Here is a 20,557-nt window from a genome sequence, read left to right as displayed (position 1 = left end):
GCCTTATTTAACATGGAGCTTGAAGATCTTAACTGGGTGGGTTTTTACCTAATAAAAGAAGAGCAACTGGTTCTCGGTCCCTTTCAAGGAAAACCAGCTTGTGTACGCATCCCCTTAGGAAAAGGTGTGTGTGGTACTGCGGCGGCGACTAACCGTATACAACGTGTTTATGATGTCCATGAGTTTGCTGGTCACATTGCTTGCGATGCTGCGAGCAATTCTGAGTTGGTGGTGCCATTTTCTATCAATGGCCAAGTGGTGGGAGTATTGGATATTGATAGCCCAACAATTGGCCGTTTTTCTGAAATTGATGAGAAAGGGATGGCAGAATTAATGATTGAGATAGAAAAGCTGCTCAATTCACACGCTAACAAGGCATAAATTGGTCATTGCCTGTGGTTTTTCGCATTTAGGTCACTATAATACCGAACATATTTATCTTAATGCCTCGCGGAAAGACCGCATAAACCAGGAATCCTCATGGAAAACACTGAAAAGTTAAAAAACAGCAAAGAAGTTATTGCGTACATTGCTGAATGTTTCCCTAAGTGCTTTACTTTAGAAGGTGAAGCAAAGCCTTTGAAAATTGGTATTTTTCAAGATCTTGCTGAACGCCTAAACGAAGACTCAAAAGTAAGTAAAACACAGCTGCGTGCTGCGTTAAGACAATACACGTCGTCATGGCGTTATCTACATGGTGTTAAACTAGGTGCAACTCGTGTTGACCTTGATGGCAACCCATGTGGAGAGTTAGAAGAAGAACATGTAGAGCACGCACAAGCCGCATTGGCAGAAAGTAAAGCTCGAGTACAGGCTCGTCGTAAAGAGCAAGGACAAAAAGCACGCGAAGAGGCAAAAGCGAAGCAGCCAAAAGCGAAAAAGCCTCAAGCACAAGCTCGTCGTCCTCAAGCGAAAGCGCCAAAAGCTGAAAAACCTGTCGAGACGCGCGCTTTAAATGCTGATGAAATGATCACTGGCAAACAAGTGAACGTAAACATGGGTAAAGGAAACATGGCTGCGACCATTGTTGAAGTTAATAAGGAAGATGTGCGCGTTCAACTTGTAAACGGCCTACAAATGGTTGTGAAAGCGGAGCACTTGCGCGCATAAAGGAGAAATTCCTACGCATGAAATGCCGTTCAAAATTAACGTTGATCGCTGCTGGCCTATGGCTAGCAGCGTCATCCGTTCAGGCCTTAGAAGCCACTCTTAGCAAAGAAGATTTACCTCTTCTTGCCCCAGAAATGCAGCATGAAACGGCGAGTAAGCGTGTGACTTCCCGTTTTACTCGTTCTCATTACAAACACTTCAACTTGAATGACGATTTCTCGCAAGCTATCTTCAATCGTTATCTCGAACTGCTCGACTACAACCGCAATATCTTTACTCAGAGCGATATTGATTCCTTTCATACGTGGTCGACACAACTTGATGATCAACTCAAGGCTGGCAATAACCAAATTGCATTTGATGTTTATAACTTATCAATGCAAAAGCGCTTTGAGCGTTTTCAATATGCGCTTTCTCTGCTCGACAAAGAAATTACATTTGAAGCCGATGAATCGATGGAACTTGATCGCTCAAAAGCAGCTTGGCCGAAAGATAAAACCGAGCTCGATAAGTTATGGCAGCAACGTGTCAAATATGATGCACTGAACTTAAAGCTTACGGGTAAAGAGTGGCCGGAAATTAAAGAAACGCTAGGCAAGCGTTATAATAACGCGATCAAACGTCTGTCTCAGACCCACAGCGAAGATGTATTTCAGCTTTATATGAATGCTTTTGCGCGTGAAGTTGATCCGCATACTAGTTATCTCTCTCCACGTAATGCCGAGCAGTTCCAATCAGAAATGAATCTTTCATTGGAAGGGATTGGTGCTGTACTGCAAATGACCGACGACTATACCATCATTCGTTCGTTAGTTGCGGGTGGTCCTGCCTCAAATAGCAAGCAGTTGGGTGAAGGCGATCGTATCATTGGTGTGGGCCAAGATGGCAAAGAGATGGTTGATGTTATCGGCTGGCGTTTAGATGATGTCGTACAACTGATCAAAGGCCCGAAAGGCACTAAGGTGAAGTTGCAAGTTTTGCCGGAAGGTAAAGACGCTAAAAGTCACGTTGTCACTATTGTTCGAGACAAAATTCGTTTAGAAGATCGAGCGGTTAAATCAAAAATCATCGAGAAAAATGGCAAGAAAATAGGCGTGCTTGAAGTCCCTAGCTTCTATGTCGGTTTAGCGCAAGACACGGACAAATTGCTGGCTGAACTGAAGCAGAAAAAAGTGGATGGCGTGATCGTCGATTTGCGTAATAACGGTGGGGGTGCATTAACGGAAGCGACGGCATTATCCGGCTTATTTATTGAAAGCGGTCCGGTTGTGCAAGTTCGCGATAGCTATGGACGAGTAAACGTTAATAGTGACACGGATGGAAAAATCAGTTATCAGGGTCCTATGACGGTATTGGTGAATCGCTACAGCGCATCAGCCTCAGAAATTTTTGCAGCGGCAATGCAAGATTATGGACGAGCGATCATTGTTGGCGAAAACTCATTCGGTAAGGGAACGGTTCAACAGCATCGCTCGTTGAATCATATCTACGACTTGTTTGATAAAGAATTAGGCTACGTTCAATATACGATTCAGAAATTTTATCGTATTGATGGTGGTAGTACGCAGAATAAAGGTGTTGTGCCTGATATTGCGTTACCCACTGCGATTGAAGCAAAAGATACCGGTGAGAGCGTTGAACCTAATGCACTTCCTTGGGATCAAATTGAGCGAGCTAAATACGACAAGTTACAAGCTAATGAAAAACTGATTGCTAAGTTATCTGCGCAGCATCAAGCTCGTATTGCCAACGATATGGAGTTCGGCTTCATTAACGAGGATATTGCGAAGTATAAAGCGGAGAAAGATGACAACACAATTTCTCTCAATGAATCTGTGCGTAAGCAAGAAAGTGACAAGGCAGATGAATTGCGTTTGGCGCGGATTAACATGCGACAAGTCGCCAATGGTTTGAAGCCCTATAAAACCTTGCAAGATGTGCCTAAAGATTATGAAGCTCCAGATGTTTATTTAGAAGAAGCAGTGGCGATCACTGTTGATATGCTAAATTAGCAACCAGTAGCAATGAAAAGCGAGCCTTAGTGCTCGCTTTTTTGATCTTATTTAAACCAAATAAATAACGTGATATAGATCAAATATTTCGCTTTATCGTACAACCGGTTCTAAGCTTAAGAAAAAAGTGAGGAGCGTGTTATGAAATGGATAAGCATCATTTTTACCTGCATTGTTCTTATCAGCACCAGTGCGGCACAAAGTCAAAGTAGTGGTACGCAGACTCATCAAGACTTAACTCAGTTTGATCTCCCTTTTTTACTTGGTGATTGGTACCTACTTAACCCCAATCCTGACACTTCTTCCGATGATTTTCGTTCTATTAAACTGACCTTGGAATCGAATTATCGTTTCAAGATCGATATTCAAAAGAAAAATTATAATGTGGAGCACTGGGAAGGTGAATTTGACGCCAGCGATAACAGCTTGATTTTGGGGCTTAATTCATCGCAACCTCAAGTTTATCAATACCAAGTGAACCACAACATGCTCAACTTAAACGGCATTATGTTCACTAAAGCTTTACCAAATGCGTTGGCAGGGGTGTGGTCTAGCAAACGGATATTTGGTGAAGATGCGATAGCAACCGACATTAACCAACTTGATCTCGTTTTACAGCCGGATTTTGTATTTATGTTCAGAGTAAGTGGTGCTAATGGTAACGAATCGATCCATAAAGGGGTGTACTACACAGAAGGTGATCATTTGGTGCTCCTTTATGAAGACGGAGAACATGATACCCGCTATACGCTTGTTAGCGATATGTTAACTTTAGAAGTGGAGAATGGTTCCATGTCGGCTGTTTTAGCGCGAGTAAATCCGTAGTCTTGCAATCTTCTATCATAAGAAAGGCAATGAGTGAAATCTGTTGATATATGGGTAAATTGTCAGCGAAATAACGGGGTATTTGTCTTAAATGCCTCGTTTTTCGGTTTGAGGGGTTGTTATTAATGATAACAAGCCTTAGATCTATAGCCATCTTACTGAATGTTTATCAAAAACGTCACATTTCACTCCGTCAACAAGGATTCCGACATGGCTCATACACCCCAAGCCAAGTATCGCAAAGATTATCAATCTCCATCACATACCATTACGGATCTCGAATTAACATTCGATCTCTTTGATACCAACACCACAGTGACTGCCGTTTCTCACGTTAAGCAGCAAAAAGAGAATAACCAATTGGTGCTGGATGGTGAAAACCTTGAGCTGAAATCGCTCAAAGTGAATGGCACCGAATGGCAAGACTTTCAGCTGCTTGAAAGCGGGCTCTCGATCTCATCATTACCTCAAGAGTTTGAATTGGAGATCGTGACACTGATTAACCCAGAAGCGAATACCGCACTAGAAGGGTTATACAAATCGGGTGGTGCGTTCTGTACGCAGTGTGAAGCGGAAGGTTTCCGTCGCATTACTTACTTCCTCGATCGTCCAGACGTTCTTGCAAAATACACAACGACCGTGATTGCTGACAAAAAAGATTACCCATTTTTATTAAGTAACGGTAACCGTATCGAACATGGCGATCTTACAGAAGGGCGTCATTGGGTGAAGTGGCAAGATCCACATCCGAAACCAGCTTACTTATTTGCTCTCGTTGCGGGTGATTTTGACGTATTACGTGATCAATATAAAACCAAGTCTGGTCGCGATGTTGCCCTCGAGATATTTGTTGATAAAGGTAACCTCGACCGCGCTTCTCATGCGATGACATCACTTATCAACGCAATGAAGTGGGACGAAGAACGCTTCGGCTTAGAGTATGATCTCGACATCTACATGATCGTTGCCGTTGACTTTTTCAACATGGGTGCGATGGAGAATAAAGGCCTCAACATTTTTAACTCTAAGTTTGTGCTAGCCAATGAAAAAACCGCTACCGATACTGATTATTTAGGTATTGAAGCGGTGATTGGCCACGAATATTTCCATAACTGGACTGGTAACCGCGTCACTTGTCGTGATTGGTTCCAATTAAGCTTAAAAGAAGGCCTAACGGTATTCCGTGACCAAGAATTTTCGTCTGATTTAGGGTCGAGAGCCGTGAATCGCATTAATAATGTGCGCATTATTCGCGGGCCACAATTTGCTGAGGATGCTAGCCCAATGTCACACCCAATTCGTCCCGATAAAGTGATAGAAATGAATAACTTCTATACATTAACTGTCTATGAAAAGGGCAGTGAAGTGATTCGTATGATGCATACGTTATTGGGTGAAACGAATTTCCAAAAAGGAATGAAGCTCTATTTTGAGCGTCATGATGGCACTGCCGCTACCTGCGAAGATTTCGTAGCAGCGATGGAAGATGCTTCAGGCGTCGATCTTACCCAATTCCGTTTATGGTATAGCCAATCTGGTACACCGATTATTTCAGTGAGCACTGAATATGACGCACAACAGAAAACCTATGCCTTAACCGTAGAGCAAACAACCGAACCAACGCACGAGCAAAAAGAGAAAGCAGCGCTGCATATTCCTTTTGATGTTGAGTTATACACAGCTCATGGTGATGTAATTGAGTTACAATGTAACGGAAAGCGAATCTCTAATGTACTGAACGTAACACAGGCCAAGCAGACCTTCGTGTTTGAAAATGTGCCAGAGAAACCGATCCCTTCCTTGTTGCGCGAATTTTCAGCACCAGTGAAACTGGAGTATGACTACAGTGATGATGAGCTGATCTTCTTGATGGTCAATGCTCGCAACGAATTTGCTCGCTGGGATGCAGGCCAAATGTTGTTAGCCAAATATATCCGTAGCAATGTGTTTGGAGTGCAGTCGGGTAAGGCGGCGGATTTGCCTGAATCGGTAGTTGATGCATTCCGTGGTGTGTTACTGAGTGAGGCTCTAGAGCCTGCTTTTATTGCGGAAATGCTCTCATTGCCTAGCCATAATGAGGTTTCAGGTTGGTATAAACGTGTGGATGTTGATGCCATAGCGACCGTACTTAAAGCGATGAAAGTACAGCTTGCTAACGCATTGCAAGATGAGCTCAATGCGGTTTACCACAGTTTAAAACAGACAACATACAGCATTAAACACAGTGCAATTGGTGAACGAGCATTGCGCAATACTTGCCTTGCTTATTTAGCTTATACCGACCAAGGCAATGATTTGGTGCTGGCTCAGTATCACAGCGCCAACAACATGACTGACACCATCGCCGCTATGAGCGCTGCGAATAGTGCACAGCTTATGTGCCGTCAAGCACTGATGGATGATTACAGCAATAAATGGAAACACGATGGATTGGTGATGGATAAATGGTTTGCACTGCAAGGGACTAACCCCGCGCCAAGTGTTTTGGATACTATTCAACAAACCATGAAACATGAAGCATTTAGCTTAAAAAATCCAAATCGTACCCGCAGTTTAATTGGTTCATTCCTCAGTGCAAACCCAGTTAACTTCCATGCAAAATCGGGTGAGGGATACCGTTTTGCAGGGCAGATACTGCGTGAACTCAATGATAGTAACCCCCAAGTTGCGTCGCGTTTAATTGATCCTTTACTTAAATTCAGGCTCTACGATGAAACTCGTCAAGCAATGATGAAATCGGAGTTGGAGACTTTGAAGTCAATGGATAATTTAGCTCGAGATCTCTTTGAAAAAGTAACAAAAGCGCTCGAATCTTAAGGATCTTAACTCTACTAAGAGCGAGGTGATAGATACGTCTCCTCGCTCTATTTTGGTTAACGGCTATGAAGCAATACTATTTTACTCTCAATATTTCTTATCAAACTTACTTAGCGCACTATTCTGGTGTAGCAAGCTCTGTACAAGTCTACACAGATCAAGGTTTACGCCTTCAGCTACCCGCGTCTCGATTTCGTCCATTTCTTAGCCAAATTGGAGTAAAAGGTCGATTTCGGCTGACAACTGACCAAAATAACAAGTTTGTAAAGTTAGAAACTCTGTGAGCCGCTGATTTTCTAGATATTTAAATAGGAATCTTAATCACATTCTCAAACATTTCACCTCAGACCCGCCCTAAAACTGTTAACTATTTGTCAATAAAGCTTTTACAATAAAGCAAGCATTACCAATGGTAAGCGCTATGCTTACCGCATACCCTACAAAAATAATAATCTTGGAGTCTACTATGACTGCGCGTGAAACTTTAGTGCCAGTTCTGCTTGAAAAAGTGTACAAACTGATTCAAGACAAACTCGATCTTGCTCATCAACCGCTCGTGACCCAACTTGCTCAACATCTATTTAGCAACATTTCGAAAGATGATCTGACTGAACGTAATGAATCTGACTTATATGGTGCGATAGTTAGCCTATGGCACCATATTAATGAGAAAAACCCGGAGGAGCGTTCAGTGCGGGTATTTAACCCGACAGTAAGCCGCCAAGGTTGGCAGTCAACGCACACGATTGTTGAAATAGTAATCCCTGATAGTCCGTTTCTTGTGGACTCCATTAAAATGGCGCTCAGCCGTTTGGATTTATCGTCACACCTCATGCTCAATGGTCCAACGCAAATCTCGCGCACCGATAACGGTGTTATTACTTCGGTAAACCAAGGTGAGGGTGTTCTGCAATCTCTTTTTCATATTGAAGTCGACCGCCTTAGCAGCAAAGAAGCGATGACACAGCTGAAAAATGAGTTGCTTAGTATTCTGAGCGATACAGCTTTAGTGGTGCAAGACTGGCAACCAATGTCAGAAAAACTGGTGCAAGTGATTGCGCAATTGGAGACACAAAAAGAATTCATTCCTGTAGAAAGTGATCGTTACGAAGAAACCATCAAATTCTTAAAGTGGATGGGAAATCATAATTTCACTTTCATGGGATACAAAGAATACGACCTCGTGACGGTCGAAGGCGATACTGAGCTGAGACCAACAGCAGAAAAAGGGTTGGGTTTATTTTCTGATTCAAAACGTGTGCGCAGCGTAAAATTATCTGACTTTCCTGATTCCGCGCGCCTTGAAGCCAAAAAGCCTTTTTTATTGATTGTCACTAAAGGCAATACCCAATCACGTATCCACCGCCCAGCTTATACCGATTATATCGGCGTTAAAAAGTTCGACAAAGCAGGTAAAGTGATCGGTGAACATCGTTTCACTGGCCTATATACCTCGGCGGTGTACAACCAAAGTGTCGAAACTATTCCGCTGATCCGCGAAAAAGTAGAACGTATCCTAAAAGCCAGCGGTTATCGTGCAGGCTCGTATTCCTATAAAGCGCTGCACAATATTCTAGAAAACTATCCTCGTGATGAGTTACTGCAAGCACGTGAAGAAGAGATGTTAGAAGTTGGGATGGGCGTAGTGCAAATGCAAGATAGGGATTTGCTGCGTCTGTTTGTTCGTAAAGACCCGTTTGGTCGTTTCTTCAGCTGTATGGTCTATGTGACCAAAGAGCGCTATAACACCGAGCTTCGCCGCCAAACGCAACGAATTTTCAAACAGTACTTTGGTTGTGAGCAAGATGTTGAGTTCACCACTTATTTTTCAGAAAGCCCATTGGCAAGAACACACTACATCGTACGTGTTGATAATAACAATATGGATGTCGATGTAAAAACGGTAGAGCAGAATTTAATGGAAGCATCATCAACTTGGGATGATCGTTTATCAGATGCGATCGTAGCAAACTTTGGAGAGAGTAAAGGGCTGCCATTATCGAAAGAATACATGCGTGCATTCCCTCGCTCTTACAAAGAAGACATGATGCCGGGTTCAGCGGTGGATGATATCCAGCGATTGGAAGCCTTAGATGAAGAGCACAAACTCGGCATGTTGTTCTATCGCCCACAAGAAGAAGCGGCCGATTCAAAAGCGGTGCGCTTAAAACTCTATCACCGTGACGAGCCAATCCATCTTTCTGATGTGATGCCGATGTTGGAAAACTTAGGGCTGAGGGTGATCGGAGAGTCACCTTATGAAGTACGCAAGTTAAATGGTCAAACGTATTGGATCTTAGATTTCTCAATGCTGCATAAGAGCGATAAGAGTGTCGATCTTCGAGAAGCGAGAGATCGTTTTCAACAAGCATTTGCGGCTATTTGGGCTGGTGAATTAGAGAGTGATGGCTTCAACCGACTAGTACTCGGTGCTTCATTAACTGGGCGCGAAGTCTCGATTCTTCGTGCTTATGCGCGTTACATGCGCCAAGTGGGTTTCCCATTCAGTCAACAATATATTGAAGATACACTCAGCCATTATCCAGATGTAGCAAAAGGGCTGGTGGAACTATTCTTAAAGCGGTTTGATCCTAAACACAAAGGGGCTCAAAAAGGGCAAACGGATCTTATCAACGCTATTACTGAAGAGTTAGATCGTGTTGATAGCTTGGATGATGATCGTATTATTCGCCGTTATATGGAGATGATCAGTGCAACGATCCGTACTAACTACTTCCAGCTGGATGAAAACAATCAGATCAAACCTTGGCTTTCTTTAAAAATGAAACCGAAAGAGATTTCTGAAATTCCAGCTCCTGTGCCGGCTTTCGAAATCTTCGTTTATGCGCCTGATATTGAAGGTGTTCATTTACGTGGTGGTAAAGTAGCACGTGGCGGATTACGTTGGTCTGATCGCCAAGAAGATTTCCGTACCGAGATTCTAGGGTTAGTGAAAGCGCAACAGGTAAAAAATACTGTTATTGTTCCTGTGGGAGCAAAAGGTGGTTTTGTGTGTAAGAAACAGCACATGTTTACCACGCGTGATGAGATCTTTGCCGAGGGACAACGCTGCTATAAACGTTTTATTCGTGCATTACTCGATGTTTCCGACAATATTATTGAAGGCGAAGTCGTTCCACCTAAAAATGTCGTTCGTCATGATGAAGATGACCCTTACTTAGTTGTAGCCGCGGATAAAGGGACAGCAACATTTTCCGATTTGGCTAACTCAGTGTCAGCAGAATACAATTTCTGGCTAGGTGACGCTTTTGCTTCTGGTGGTTCAAATGGTTACGACCATAAAGCCATGGGGATTACAGCAAAAGGGGGATGGGAGTCAGTCAAGCGCCACTTCCGTGAGATGGGCATTAACTGCCAAACCACAGATTTCACAGCGATTGGCATCGGCGATATGGCTGGAGATGTGTTCGGTAATGGTATGCTGCTGTCTAAACACATCTGTTTGCAAGCAGCGTTTAACCATTTGCATATTTTCATCGATCCAACACCAAATTCAGCAAAAAGTTGGGAAGAGCGCAATCGCTTATTCAACACGCCACGATCTAGCTGGGAAGATTACAACGCAAAGTTGATCTCAAAAGGTGGTGGCATCTTCTCTCGCAAAGCGAAATCGATCACCTTAACACCTGAAATTCAAAAAATGATCGGCACTAAGAAGGCTTCTGTTGCGCCTAATGAGCTGATTAAAATGATCTTGAAAATGGAAGTGGATCTTTTGTGGAACGGCGGCATCGGCACCTACGTTAAATCATCGAAAGAGAGCCATTCTGATGTAGGTGACCGTGCTAACGATGCTCTAAGAATTGATGGACGCGATCTTCGTACAAAAGTGATCGGTGAAGGCGGTAACTTAGGTATGACTCAACTTGGACGTGTTGAGTATGCATTAACTGGTGGTCGTGTTAATACCGACTTTGTTGATAACGTTGGCGGCGTCGATTGCTCGGATAATGAAGTTAATATTAAGATCTTCTTGAATGGCTTGGTGGCGAATGGTGATCTTACCGTCAAACAACGTAATCAGATCTTAGAGTCGATGGAAGACGAAGTAGGAGGCATCGTTATTGAAGATGCTTACGCTCAATCTGAAGCTATTTCTGTCACTGAGCAACAGGGTGTATCGTTAGTTAAAGAGCAAATTCGTTTCATCCATGCCATGGAAAAAGCAGGGCACCTTGACCGAGCATTGGAATACATTCCAGATGATGAAACTTTGCTTGAGCGTGAGAAGCAGGGATTTGCATTAACCCGTCCGGAGCTATCGGTATTAGTGGCATACGGCAAAATGGTGTTGAAAGAGGAATTGGCTTGTGAAGAGATTTCACACGATGAATTCCATTCACAGCAGTTGATCAACTATTTCCCTACGGAGTTACGTCGTAACTATTCTCAGCACATGCAACAGCATCCACTTCGTGCAGAGATCATTGCTACGGCTCTGGCCAATCAGATGGTGAACGAAATGGGATGTAATTTCGTGACCCGTCTGCAAGAAGAGACTGGTGCGAATGTTGTCGATATTGCCAATGCTTACACTGCGGCAAGAGAAATCTATGGTTTAGGCCGTGTTCTTGAGCAGGTTCGTTTACTCGACAATAAAGCAGAAGCCGATGCACAGTACGATGTGATCTTCTTAGTACGCCGAACCTTACGCCGCTTATCTCGTTGGTTGCTGCGTAATCGTTCAGGCAAACAATCAGTCAAAGATTTGATTGCGCTTTATCAAACTGACGTCAATGCCGTTTCCGCTGAACTAGACAATATGCTCGTTGCTGAAGAGGTTGCAGAGCATAATGCCATGGCTCAAGTCTGGATTGATAAAGGCATTAACTCAGAACTGGCGAATTACGTTGCTCGTTTATCAAGCCTGTACTCAGCACTGGATATATCCACAGTGGCACGTGATAAAGGTAAGACCGTTGCTCAGACAGCTAAGCTTTACTTTAACTTAGGAGATCGTTTATCACTGCACTGGTTCTTAAAACAGATTAACGGTCAAGCGGTGGATAACAACTGGCAAGCACTAGCTCGCGCTGCATTCCGTGAAGATTTAGACTGGCAGCAGCGTCAACTCACTGCGCAAGTATTGAATTGTACTTGTGCACCAGAAGAACTCGATGTAATGAAAGCACTGGATGAATGGATTGCTAGTAATGAAGTGTCCTTAATGCGCTGGGAGAGTATCCTCAACGAATTTAAAGTTGGTGCAGTACATGAATTTGCAAAATTCTCAGTAGCATTAAGAGAATTAGTACTTTTAAATTTGAATTGTGCGGCAAATGAGTAAATAATAACGCCCCGTTTATACGGGGCTTTTTATTTCGGAGGCACAATGCTCTACCGCTTAGCCAGGACTGGCTTTTTCCAACTTGATGCCGAAAAGGCACATGATCTCGCCATTGAAAACTTTAAACGTTTCACAGGCACTCCTCTTGATCTCTTCTATCGTCAACACTTACCCAATCGCCCAGTCGAATGCATGGGTTTAACTTTTAAAAACCCTGTAGGTTTGGCCGCTGGCCTAGATAAAAATGGGGAATGCATAGAAGCTTTTGGTGCAATGGGGTTTGGTTTTGTCGAAGTTGGTACCGTGACTCCACGTCCTCAATCTGGTAACGATAAACCGCGTTTATTCCGTTTGATCCAAGCGGAAGGTATTATCAATCGAATGGGCTTTAACAACTTAGGTGCCGACAACCTGGTTGAGAACGTTAAGAAAGCTAAATATGACGGCATTATCGGTATCAACATTGGAAAGAATAAAGATACACCGATTGAAAATGGGGCAGATGACTATCTTATTTGTATGGAGAAAGTCTACCCATATGCTGGTTACATAGCAGTGAACATTTCATCCCCCAACACTCCTGGGTTACGAACGTTACAATATGGTGAAGCATTGGATGATTTGCTTGCCGTACTGAAAGCGAAGCAATCTGAATTGGCTAAGCTGCATAATAAATACGTTCCGCTAACATTAAAGATCGCTCCCGATCTTTCTGATGACGAACTTAAACAAATTTGCCAATCGTTACTCAAGCATAATATTGATGGCGTTATCGCGACTAATACCACATTGGATCGGTCGCTGGTGGAAGGTATGAAATTCGCGAATGAAGCGGGTGGGTTAAGTGGCCGTCCTGTTCAATCAAGAAGTACTGAAGTGATTAAGTGCTTGTACCAAGAGCTGGGTGATAAGCTGCCCATTATTGGAGTGGGTGGTATTGATTCTTGTATCGCTGCAAAAGAAAAAATGTTGGCGGGCGCGAAACTAGTACAAGTCTATTCAGGATTCATTTATCACGGCCCAGGTTTAGTGAGAGATATTGTCAAGAACCTGTAAATAAGTGCGATTTAAAGGTATTTACTCAGAAAAATAAAAAGTGACTGGGTCAAAGTAAGAGGGAATGAGTTATTCATTTCCTCTTTTTTTTTATATTTCTGTTCTTAAAATTACATTCACTAGCTGGCAAAGGTAATTAAGCGTTTTACCTAATAGTTTGATAATTCATTAAAATTAGAGAGTGGAACGATGCTTAAACCAAGTGACAAATGGAGTTGGTATTATTCAGATAGCGAAAGCTGCCTGATGTTGTACCTTGGTGATGAGATGGTTTTTAAGACCAATCTTTACCGTAATCTGCTCGTCGATTGTGCTTTTGCTGAGAATCATTTTTCAGTCGATGATGCGAGTGCTTTCCAAACCTACAAAGAGCAAATTGCCTATTTAGGTTTAAGTGAGCCAAGACAAGCCGAATTAGCACTCTATTGTGTTGCCGCTAAGCGTTTTCATAAACCTGTCCAGCCTAAAAGTTGGTTTTTTGATCATCAAGGCTACGGTTTTGAACCGAGTGAAGGTGACATTGTTCGGTTGGTCAACGGCTACAGCCAAGGTTATTTCATCGTACTTGAGGTAGGGGACTGCGCTAGTCTTTGCGCCTTAGTCGATTTGGATGCGTTCATACTGAATGGTTCCAAACAGCTGGAATACGGACAGGTCATTAAGGTTATGCATGACCGTATGGCTTGCGCCAATCATATTTTGCTCGAAGAGCACGTTGCTCTTGTGAGTTAACTTTTCCCTAATAGCACAACGTTTCGTTCCTTTGTTTCATTTCCCATCGGCTTAATAGCCGATTTTTTTTGCCTAGAGCTTTTCCCCAACTCAATCCTATCCGTCTGAATTCGATCTTAAATGTGAGATTTGTTCAGGATTCTGATGTTTTTTTCTTCAAAAGTGACGTTATAAACAGTGTCTACATTGCTAGAAATGGCCGACATATTCCCATTTTTAGCTCATTTGTAATTAATTTACACTACAAAAATCAATCTGGTATAGTCCAATTATACAGTGAATAAATACTCACTTATCCCGTAGGCCTTGCTATATCTAGTGAGATGTTTTTGCAATGCTCGAAGCTTGTCTATTTGTAAAATTGGCGAGTAGTTAAGCAATTGAATGGTTGAGAAGGTGAAAGAGACACTTTGTTTTACTCAAGCGTGGGATTGTCAGGTATAATGCGTGGTCATTTTTATCAGTAAAAGAGCAGTATGAATCAATATCTAGCGGTTACCTCAAACGGTCTTGAGAACCTATTAGTTGAAGAACTAACCAAATTAGGGATTACGGACGCAAAACCCGTGCAGGCCGGGGTAAAATTTAAAGCGTCGAAAGAGCAGATTTATCGCTGTTGTTTGTGGAGCCGTCTAGCATCAAGATTTGTTCGCGTCCTCTCTGAATTTACCTGCCAAAATGATATGGATCTTTACTTGTCAGCAAGTTCAGTGAACTGGGTTAATCATTTTCATAGTTCGAAAAAGTTTGTTGTCGACTTCAACGGCACAAATAACGAAATCCGCAACAGTCAGTACGGCGCGATGAAAGTAAAGGATGCGGTTGTCGACTGTTTCACCAAAAAGAACTTACCGCGCCCTTCGATCGATAAAGATCATGCAGATCTTCGTGTCCATGTACGCTTGCATAAAGATAAAGCCATTTTAGGGATTGATATGGTGGGCGGTGGTTTACATCAGCGCGGTTACCGTACCGAAGCGGGGCGAGCACCACTTCGTGAAACATTAGCAGCGGCTATTATTTTGCGTAGTGGATGGAGTGAAACGAAGCCACTGCTCGACCCAATGTGTGGTTCTGGCACTTTGCTCATTGAGGCGGCCATGATGGCTGCTGGTATGGCCCCTAGTCTCAAGCGTCCAAAGTGGAGTTTCGAAGCTTTAGAGGATTTTGATGCAGAACTATGGGCGCAAATAAAATCAGAGGCCAATGTTCAAGCAAGACGTGGTGTCAAGAAAGTTGACTGTAAGTTCTTTGGTTTTGATAACGATGCACGAGTGCTGCAAACCGCGAAAGATAACGCTCGCCGCGCAGGGGTTGAAGAACTGATTACCTTCCAGCTAGGTGATGCGGCACTGATCAAACGTCCTGAAGGGTTTGAGGATGGTGTAGTTATCTGTAATCCACCCTATGGTGAACGTTTAGGTACACATCCTGGTTTGATTGCTTTATACACGGCATTTGGTGGGCAATTAAAGGCTGAATTTGGCGGTTGCCAAGCGTCGATTTTCTCAAGCTCTGACGAATTACTCAGTTGTTTGCGTATGCGCGCTGAAAAGCAGTTTAAGTTAAATAACGGTGCGTTACCTTGTCACCAAAAGAACTACTCAATTTCATTGCGCACGGTAGAGCTGGGAGCGTCTATTTCTCAAGAATCGGTGATTGCTCCTGATTTTTCGAATCGTTTAAAGAAAAATATTGCGAAAATTGGTAAGTGGGCGAAACGTGAATCACTCGATTGCTATCGTATTTATGACGCTGATTTGCCTGAATACAATGTTGCGATCGATGTTTATCTCGACCACCTAGTGATCCAAGAATACGCCGCACCTAAAGATATTCCAGAAGAAAAGGCGAAACGCCGTTTAACAGATATCATTCGTGCCGCGATTCAAGTCACCGGAACAGAAGCAAATAAAGTAGTACTCAAAGTTCGTGAAAAACAGAAAGGGCGCTCTCAATATCAAAAATTAGGGCAAATTTCTGAGACAATGGAAGTGAACGAGTATGGCGTTAAACTGATTGTCAATTTACATGATTATCTCGATACGGGTTTATTCCTTGATCATAAATTGACGCGTCGTCGCTTAGGGCAAATGGCAAAGGGTAAAGATTTCCTCAATCTATTTGCTTACACCGGCTCTGCAACCGTTCATGCCGCTTGCGGTGGAGCAAAATCAACCATGACGGTTGATATGTCTAAAACCTATTTAGAATGGGCTAAAGACAACTTAAAGCTCAACGGTCAAGTTGGACACCAGCATCGCTTTGAACAAGCCGACTGTGTGCAATGGCTAGAGACTGCAAAAGAACAATTTGATTTGATATTTATCGATCCGCCGACATTCTCAAATTCCAAACGTATGGAACACACATTTGATGTGCAACGCGATCATATTAAGTTGATGGAAAATTTAAAACGTATCCTACGTCCAGAAGGTACGATTGTGTTTTCAAACAATAAACGACATTTTAAAATGGATTTAGAAGCGCTAGCTGAGCTTGGTTTAGCTGCTCAAAACATTTCAGCACAAACATTACCACTGGATTTTGAACGCAATAAGCAGATCCATAACTGCTGGACGATTTCCCATGCATGCAGTGAATAGGGAATGAAGTTGTTCACGCTTTACAGTACTGAAGGATGCCATCTCTGTGAGATGGCATTTCAGCTTGTTCAGCAGGCAAACATTGCTGAACAAGTACAACTTGTTGATATTGCATTTGATGATGCGCTCTTCTCTCGTTACGGGGTCACTATTCCGGTTCTTAAATACCAAGAATCCGAACTGAGCTGGCCCTTTGACCAACAAACATTACTTCATTGGTTAGAAAATAATGGCATTAATTACCATCCATAACGGTCAATTAGCATTTGGTGACCACCCATTACTCGATCATGCAGATTTCGCATTACAAGAAAATGAACGAGTTTGTCTCGTCGGCCGAAACGGTGCAGGCAAGTCGACTATGATGAAAGTTCTTGCGAGAGAAATCATCATGGACGACGGAAAAATGCAGATAGAACAAGATGTTGTTGTTTCTCGATTAGAACAAGATCCGCCTAGAGATGAAGCTGGCACCGTTTTTGATTATGTTGCTGGTGGATTAGCGGAAGTTGGTGAGTATCTAAAGATCTATCAAGATCTTTTAGATCTCATCGTTATCGATCCAAGTGAAAGTAATATCAATAAGTTATCTCGTATTCAAGAGCAGCTAGAGCATACAGGGGCATGGCGTTTTGAAGAACGTATCCAAAATGTTCTGGCGGCGTTGAAACTGGATGGTCACACCAAACTAACGGATTTATCCGGTGGATGGCAGCGTAAAGCGGCTCTTGCAAGAGCACTAGTGTGTGATCCTGATGTCCTTTTGCTTGATGAACCGACTAACCACCTTGATGTAACCACCATCGAATGGCTCGAAGGCTTTTTGAAAGATTTTAGAGGCTCGATCATCTTTGTATCGCATGACCGGACGTTCATCCACTCAATGGCGACACGCATTGTTGATCTTGACCGCGGTAAACTCAGCTCGTTTCCTGGTGATTATGATCAGTACCTTGTCGCCAAGGAAGAAGCCTTGCGCGTAGAAGAGATGCAAAATGCCGAGTTTGATAAGAAATTGGCCCAAGAAGAAGTTTGGATTCGCCAAGGCATCAAAGCGCGTCGTACTCGTAACGAAGGGCGCGTAAGAGCACTCAAGAAGCTAAGAGAAGAGCGTAATGATCGCCGTGAGGTACAGGGCAAAGCAAACTTGCAAATCGATGACGCTGCGCGTTCAGGAAAAATTGTCTTCGAAGCGAAGGATATTAGCTATAGCATTGATGGCAAAAACATTGTCTCGAACTTCAGTTTCAATATCATGCGTGGTGATCGCATTGCACTTATTGGCCCTAACGGATGCGGTAAAAGTACGCTGCTGAAACTGCTGTTGGGTGATTTACAACCTCAGAGTGGCAAATTACATTGCGGTACCAAACTTGAAGTTGCTTATTTTGATCAGTACCGTGAGATCCTCGATCCTGAGAAGTCGGTAATTGACAACTTAGCTGACGGAAAACAAGAAGTGATGGTGGCTGGGCGCCCACGGCACGCATTAAGCTACTTACAAGATTTCTTGTTTGCCCCTAAACGTGCGAGAACGCCAGTAAAAGCGCTATCTGGTGGTGAGAAAAACAGACTGTTGCTTGCTCGTATTTTCCTCAAACCGAATAATTTATTGATTTTAGATGAACCAACCAACGATTTAGATATCGAAACTTTGGAACTTTTAGAAGATTTGCTTGCCAACTACCAAGGCACATTGCTGCTTGTCAGCCACGATCGTCAATTTGTTGATAATACTGTAACAACGAGTTGGATTTTTGAAGGTGATGGCAAAATTGAAGAATTTGTTGGAGGCTATCACGATGCTCAGCAACAAAGAGCTCAGGTTTTGCAGTCACGAGTTGCTGAAAATGTCAGCAATAAAGAAAAAGTGGTTGAGGAAACTCTCAAAACAGCGCCAATTAAGACAAAACCTAAAAAGTTATCTTATAAACTGCAGCGAGAAATGGATGAGTTGCCCGCAATGTTAGAGCAACTTGAGAATGATATTGAAATGCTTCAACAGCAAGTGAACGATCCTGAGTTTTTCATGCAATCAGCAGACAAAACACAGCCCGTTTTAGATAAGTTAACTGCGAAAGAGCAGGAGCTTGAAATTGCTTTCGAGCGCTGGGAAGAGCTCGAAGCAATGCAACAGGAAAGTTAGAGATTATTAATGAGTAGTAAAACATTTAAAATCACCGTAATTGCGGCCAGTATTCTGGCTGCCACTCAAGCTCATGCTGCACTTTACCAAATTGTAGAAGTGACACCCGGTAACTTAGTCGCTAATGAATATTATGGAAGGGCAATACAAAAAGATAACCTTTCAGCAAATCCTCTTGGATGTTTTACGGCCGGAAATAGCTGTAATACTTTTGCGTTTGGTGGCGATACGCTCAATGGTTCTGATGGCATTTCCTATCATGATGAAGTGCCATTCAAAATGGATAATCGTTTTGTTTATCAGGATATTGATGATCTCAAAAACTATTGCTCTAACGAACTCGGTTATTCTACTTGTGAGGCATGGGCTGATAAGCAATGGCATGGTTTTGAGTACAACAATGTTGAAACTGGCGGTTTGAAACGTGAGCGTGATGCTTGGGATAATGGTAGTTATCTACAAAATGCAGCGGCCTTTGTTAATTCATCGCAAGTTGTTTTGACTTTTGGCTCTATTGCAAATACTCAGAATACCGTTTTAACTGGGTTAGACGGTACTTCTGCTTTTGGTATTACGAGCAGCGGTTACACCCAGTCTGGGAGTAATTACGCTCTAGGCTACCGTCAACGTGGTTTTTATCATGGCAATATTTTAAATCCACCAACAGACACCACAATTGTCAAAGACACAAATAATAAAATTGTTGAAAAAATGGGTCGGACGTTCGCTTATGATGTATTCAATGATGGTACCCATAATTTCGTGGTTGGTAGTGCATCAGTTAGCCCTTATTTAACGGGTAATGGTGATGATGATAACAAAGACTACAATGGCGATGTTAACACTTGTGTGAGTGATGGTCTCGATCCACAGTTAACTCGTCAGTGTCAAAATTTTGCATTTGCAACGCAAGCTTATATGTGGGATACAGCATCTATCTCGACGGGTTACCGTGTAACAGGGTGGGTCGGTGATGTTGAAGCAAACCGTAGCGGATACTCTGCACAAGCAAGTGTAAGAGGCGCTGCTGTTCCTACATCTGGCAGTTACGCTAACAAGCCAGTTATGGCTGGTTTTAATACCTATCGCGATGATAATGTGTTTAGAATGCAAGCAACAGTATTCTATCCTAATGCAAGTTACGACGTAACAACTCCTAAGCATGATATGTGGAGTAGTAAGGTTATTACTGGCACAGAACTGAAAGTGGATGGAGATGTGATTTACTCCAACTCATTAGCGACAGATATTAATAACCATTTAATCGTGATCGGTGAAACAAAACGTCGAGGCGATAAACCTGAAAGCGGCGCAGCAGCAAACCGTATTTTTGTGTCGGATGCCAATAGCGGAACGCCTGTAGCTAACTATCTATCAGGTGGAATTTTCTTTACTGGTGCTGGCGGTGAAGCGAAAGCGATCAACAATTTCAATGAAATTGTCGGTCAAATCGATGCAGAAAAAGGTCGTGAAGATGGAGGCAAACAACGTCGTCATCGTGGCTTTATCTATCCTTTCAACGGTACAGGGAGTAATGCAGCAAGAATGGCATTGTTCCAGAACCAAGGTTGGTGGTTAGATGATCTAACCAACGGTGGGTCTTACTCACAACATAACAACCAGTTCCGTATTTTTGAAGCCTCAGATATCAATGATGATGGTGTGATTGCAGCAAGTGCATTTAAATGTACTGGTGGCTATGACGATTTCTCCCATAACTCATACTGTACTTCTGGAAGTGAAAGCGTTGTCGCGATTAAACTGATCCCGATTGCTGGCGCGGCGGCTAGCGATATTGAAGTCCGCAGCACGGCACTTCCGCCCGTTGAACGTAAAGGCGGTAGTATGGGATGGATTACTCTGACACTACTTGCTCTCTTTGGGTTCCGCAGAAAATAATTAAATAGTGTAAAGAATGGCGCAAGTTCACAATTTAGAATCTGCG

General features: G+C 42.9%; 13 protein-coding genes. All 13 read left to right on the top strand.

The features are described 5' to 3' along the window. A partial coding sequence (locus tag AACR75_RS07605; protein ID WP_047689515.1) for a GAF domain-containing protein occupies positions 1–381 on the top strand: 381 nt, incomplete at its 5' end. A 99-nt stretch (positions 382–480) separates the two neighbouring features. After that, a complete protein-coding gene (gene proQ / locus AACR75_RS07600) occupies positions 481–1,110 on the top strand; it encodes an RNA chaperone ProQ (RefSeq protein WP_017044692.1) in 630 nt (209 codons plus the stop codon). Positions 1,111–1,127: 17 nt separating this feature from the next. Then, the gene (gene prc, locus AACR75_RS07595; protein ID WP_047689483.1) at positions 1,128–3,122 is read left to right on the top strand and encodes a carboxy terminal-processing peptidase; all 1,995 of its coding nucleotides are present in this window, start codon (positions 1,128–1,130) and stop codon (positions 3,120–3,122) included. A gap of 141 nt (positions 3,123–3,263) precedes the next feature. Beyond that, on the top strand, positions 3,264–3,947 hold the full coding sequence (locus AACR75_RS07590; protein ID WP_013856914.1) for a hypothetical protein: 684 nt from the start codon (positions 3,264–3,266) through the stop codon (positions 3,945–3,947). A 210-nt stretch (positions 3,948–4,157) separates the two neighbouring features. Next, positions 4,158–6,764 (top strand): aminopeptidase N, encoded by a 2,607-nt coding sequence (gene pepN, locus AACR75_RS07585; protein WP_047689480.1) that lies wholly within the window; start codon positions 4,158–4,160, stop codon positions 6,762–6,764. A gap of 65 nt (positions 6,765–6,829) precedes the next feature. Next, entirely contained in the window at positions 6,830–7,048 is a 219-nt protein-coding gene (locus AACR75_RS07580) for a DUF2835 domain-containing protein (RefSeq protein WP_013856912.1), read from the top strand. Between the two features lie 182 nt (positions 7,049–7,230). Continuing rightward, complete coding sequence (locus AACR75_RS07575; RefSeq protein WP_017044697.1) at positions 7,231–12,072, top strand: NAD-glutamate dehydrogenase; 4,842 nt, start codon at positions 7,231–7,233, stop codon at positions 12,070–12,072. A gap of 45 nt (positions 12,073–12,117) precedes the next feature. Beyond that, positions 12,118–13,128: a quinone-dependent dihydroorotate dehydrogenase gene (gene pyrD / locus AACR75_RS07570; RefSeq protein WP_047689477.1), complete on the top strand. Its 1,011-nt coding sequence runs from the start codon at positions 12,118–12,120 to the stop codon at positions 13,126–13,128. 189 nt (positions 13,129–13,317) lie between these two features. Then, positions 13,318–13,860, top strand: a complete 543-nt coding sequence (locus AACR75_RS07565) for a cell division protein ZapC (RefSeq protein WP_047689474.1) — start codon at positions 13,318–13,320, stop codon at positions 13,858–13,860. 476 nt (positions 13,861–14,336) lie between these two features. Next, entirely contained in the window at positions 14,337–16,466 is a 2,130-nt protein-coding gene (gene rlmKL, locus AACR75_RS07560; protein ID WP_047689471.1) for a bifunctional 23S rRNA (guanine(2069)-N(7))-methyltransferase RlmK/23S rRNA (guanine(2445)-N(2))-methyltransferase RlmL, read from the top strand. Positions 16,467–16,469: 3 nt separating this feature from the next. Then, the gene (locus AACR75_RS07555) at positions 16,470–16,718 is read left to right on the top strand and encodes a glutaredoxin family protein (RefSeq protein ID WP_013856908.1); all 249 of its coding nucleotides are present in this window, start codon (positions 16,470–16,472) and stop codon (positions 16,716–16,718) included. Further along, positions 16,696–18,612, top strand: a complete 1,917-nt coding sequence (locus tag AACR75_RS07550) for an ABC transporter ATP-binding protein (RefSeq protein ID WP_017041963.1) — start codon at positions 16,696–16,698, stop codon at positions 18,610–18,612. The genes AACR75_RS07555 and AACR75_RS07550 overlap by 23 nt, the downstream gene beginning before the upstream one ends. A gap of 9 nt (positions 18,613–18,621) precedes the next feature. Then, the gene (locus AACR75_RS07545) at positions 18,622–20,511 is read left to right on the top strand and encodes a DUF3466 family protein (RefSeq protein WP_047689468.1); all 1,890 of its coding nucleotides are present in this window, start codon (positions 18,622–18,624) and stop codon (positions 20,509–20,511) included. Positions 20,512–20,557 lie beyond the last annotated feature (46 nt).

The sequence above is a fragment of the Vibrio sp. ZOR0018 genome, assembly GCF_963865925.1.
GTDB classification, from domain to species: Bacteria; Pseudomonadota; Gammaproteobacteria; order Enterobacterales; family Vibrionaceae; genus Vibrio; species Vibrio anguillarum.
The sequence above is the reverse complement of the archived record's forward strand: the minus strand, read 5'-3'. Positions and strand labels throughout refer to the sequence as shown.